Source organism: Caulobacter sp. 17J65-9, from assembly GCF_010975005.1.
GTDB lineage: Bacteria > Pseudomonadota > Alphaproteobacteria > Caulobacterales > Caulobacteraceae > 17J80-11.
Genome location: NZ_JAAIVC010000340.1, coordinates 1 through 704 on the forward strand (window position 1 = coordinate 1; position 704 = coordinate 704).

Sequence of the window (704 nt, forward strand, 5' to 3'; positions counted from 1 at the left end):
GCGTAGCCCAGCCCGCGCAGCACGGCGCCTGCCTCGGCCTCCGACCAACCGAGCTCCTCGCGCGCCTGATCCGACAGCATGGCGCCGCCCGCCTGCTTGGGGGCGGCGCGGAGCAGGGCGTCCAGCCGCTCCAGCGCCTCGACCGGCACGGCCAGGCCGCCCACCGCGCGCAGGCCGCGGGCCGACAGGGCGCGCGGCGAGGGGATCGGCGTGGGCAGCAGGGTCAGCTTGTCATGGGGCGCGTGCCAGACAGGCGCCTCGACCGCAGCGAAGGCGCCGGCCAGGGTGCGGGCGGCCGGCTTGAGCGCCGAGGGCAGCCACACGCTGAAGGCGCCGATGCGCACGCCCAGGCCTTTCAGGGCGCGCCGCTCGGTCTGGCTCAGCGCCTTCAGGTCGGTCTCGACCTCGCGCCGGGCGATCACCCCGCCAGCCTCGACCAGCCGCCAGGCGACGCCGCGGGGCAGGCCGCGCAGACCGCCGTCCGCCAGGGCCGCTTCCAGCCGCTTCAGCGCGCCGAGCCGGCGGCCGGCTTCCGCCGCCAGCCAGGCTTCAAGTCTCTGGGCGCCGCGGGCGCGGGCGGGCTCGGGGCCCATTTCGCCAAACAGGCGCACGCGCGGGGCGAACATCCGGCCGCCGGCGATCTTCGCCGCCGCCTCGCCGCGCCAGGTCAGCGTGCCGTCGGGCAGCAGGCCGAACGCCTCGTC

General features: G+C 78.0%; 1 pseudogene. It reads right to left on the reverse strand.

The features are described from left to right. Positions 1 to 704: pseudogene (locus G3573_RS21820) on the reverse strand (phosphonate-binding protein); the annotation flags it as partial.